This is a genomic window from Paenisporosarcina sp. P4_E4_2, assembly GCF_056401595.1.
On record NZ_JBFUJC010000389.1, the window covers coordinates 1 to 2,740 of the forward strand.

Here is a 2,740-nt window from a genome sequence, read left to right on the forward strand (position 1 = left end):
GCTTACAGTTATTCACTTCACACAGAACATCTTGAGCCATAGTATCACACCTCCTATTTTGTTATTATTAGCAAATTTGAGGTGACTGATACTTTTTTTATTTAAGTGGAGTGTAATTCTTACTGTATGTGTTAAAAGTTAAGCAAAAGGCTGCCGAGCAAAGCGAATAGCCCCGTTATTAAAACCTTTGAATTGCGCCACACGCTGATGCTTAGTGGGTGTTTCTATTCTATTTGAGAGGACAATTGATAGAATGATGACTGATATTCTAGAATAAATATTTTCCTCTATATCACATAACTTTATGAAAGAAAAGACGGGAAATGCAACATAATTTTCTGTATGATGGGGGATAGAGAGTTTTGAAAGGAGTGACTTCCATGTACGTGATGTCACAAACTGGCTGGGTAGAAGTCATTTGCGGAAGTATGTTTTCCGGGAAATCAGAAGAATTAATTCGTCGTGTACGACGCGTGCAATTTGCGAAACAAAAAATTGCCGTGTTCAAACCACGTATAGATAATCGTTACAGTGAAGAAGAAGTCGTAAGCCACAATGGCACGAAAGTGATTGCAATGCCAGTTGAGCGATCAAAAGATATATGGGCGCATATTTCGGATGAATATGATGTCATTGGAATCGATGAAGCCCAATTCTTTGATGAAGGAATTGTGGATGTCGTGGAGCGTTTAGCGAATCATGGATTCCGCGTCATTGTTGCCGGTCTGGATCAAGATTTCCGAGGGGAACCATTTGGACCAATGCCAAAACTAATGGCAGGTGCTGAACAAGTAACGAAATTGCAGGCTGTTTGCCAAGTGTGCGGTTCACCTGCAAGTCGAACGCAACGCCTTATTAACGGAGAGCCAGCTGGCTATGAAGATCCAATTATTTTGATTGGAGCAACAGAAGCTTATGAACCCCGTTGCCGTCACCACCACGAAGTACCAGCAGGCGTTACTCATCAAACTTCATTAGTGTACGAGAAAGAGTAGCGATTGCTGCTCTTTTTCTTTTTGGCTTTGTAAAACAATACTGTTCTTTTGCTAGACGAAAATGTACTCTTTCGTTTGTTTTTCAATATCAACAGCATTCATTGCCGGTTCGTCTGCGGAAAGGGAGCAGATTCCTTTACGTTATATCCAGCTAAGCTGTAGTGGCAATTTCGCCTCTTTTTCTATATAATTATACTGTTAATCACATGAACGGATGAGGTGAAAGTATGTTTGATCGCTTACAATCGGTAGAAGACCGATATGACCGCTTAAATGAATTGCTCAGTGACCCTGAGATTGTTAATGATATGAATAAACTACGTACGCTTTCGAAAGAACAGTCGGACTTACAAGATACGGTCAATGCATACCGTGAATACAAACAAGTCAAAGAGCAGCATGCTGATGCGAGAGCCATGCTTGACGATAAGCTCGATGCAGATATGCGTGAAATGGTGAAAGAAGAAATGAACGATTTGGCGGCTCAAATTGAAGAGCTGGAAGAACGTTTGAAACTGTTATTGATTCCGAAAGACCCGAATGATGAAAAGAATGTAATCATGGAAATTCGTGGAGCTGCCGGTGGAGACGAAGCTGCTCTATTTGCAGGGAACTTATTCCGCATGTACAGCCGCTACGCAGACACGCAAGGCTGGAAAATTGAAATTATGGATGCTTCTCCTACTGGAATTGGTGGCTATAAAGAAGTGATCTTCATGATTAACGGTAACGGAGCGTACTCGAAAATGAAATATGAAAACGGTGCTCACCGTGTTCAACGTGTTCCTGAAACGGAGTCTGGTGGACGCATTCATACGTCGACAGCAACCGTTGCATGTCTTCCAGAAGTGGAAGAAGTAGATGTAGAAATTCATGAAAATGATATTCGTACAGATACGTATGCATCTTCAGGTGCCGGCGGTCAGTCCGTTAATACAACAATGTCAGCTGTTCGTCTAACACATATTCCGACTGGCACAGTAGTAACTTGCCAAGATGAAAAGTCACAAATTAAAAACAAAGCTAAAGCCATGACGGTTCTTCGCGCACGTGTTGCAGATAAATTCCGTCAAGAAGCACAGGCTGAGTATGACGCTGTCCGTAAATCTGCAGTCGGTTCAGGAGACCGTTCAGAACGAATTCGCACATACAACTATCCACAAAATCGCGTGACCGACCACCGCGTTGGATTGACCATTCAAAAATTGGATCAAATCATGGAAGGTAAACTCGATGAAATCGTGAATGTTCTCATAATGACGGACCAATCCGAAAGACTTGAGCGCATGAATGAAACCAATGTGTAAATATGTATACGAGGCTCTCGCGCGAGCCTCGTCTTTTTTAATAGAAAACGGTCGAGAAGAACCAGTCGCGCGTATGTTGCTACAACATGTTTTAAATAAAACACACGTCCAGTTACTCATGGATATGCGTGAAGAAATTTCAGACAGCCAATTCAATCAGTATTGGTCACTCATTGAACAGCACAAAGACGGAAAGCCTGTTCAATACATTATCGGGTCGGAAGAATTTTATGGTCGAACGTTCTCTGTCAATGAACATGTCCTTATTCCACGCCCTGAGACGGAAGAACTTATTGTGGAAACGACTGCCCGTATAAAGCGTTTGTTCAACAATCAAACGGAGTTAAATCTTGCGGATATTGGGACAGGCAGTGGGGCAATCGCCATTACAATGAAGGCTGAAGTTCCTGCTTTACAAGTCACAGCAACCGATTTATC

3 protein-coding genes are annotated in these 2,740 nt (G+C 42.1%); all 3 read left to right on the forward strand.

What is annotated here, in order from left to right; all coding sequences use genetic code 11:
• The first annotated feature begins 380 nt into the window (after window positions 1-380).
• Window positions 381-995, forward strand: a complete 615-nt coding sequence (locus AC1DSB_RS17550) for a thymidine kinase (RefSeq protein ID WP_477530870.1) — start codon at window positions 381-383, stop codon at window positions 993-995.
• A gap of 227 nt (window positions 996-1,222) precedes the next feature.
• A complete protein-coding gene (gene prfA, locus AC1DSB_RS17555) occupies window positions 1,223-2,302 on the forward strand; it encodes a peptide chain release factor 1 (RefSeq protein ID WP_016428271.1) in 1,080 nt (359 codons plus the stop codon).
• On the forward strand, window positions 2,286-2,740 hold a 455-nt coding region (locus AC1DSB_RS17560), incomplete at its 3' end, for a N5-glutamine methyltransferase family protein (RefSeq protein ID WP_477587233.1). The genes prfA and AC1DSB_RS17560, both read left to right, overlap by 17 nt.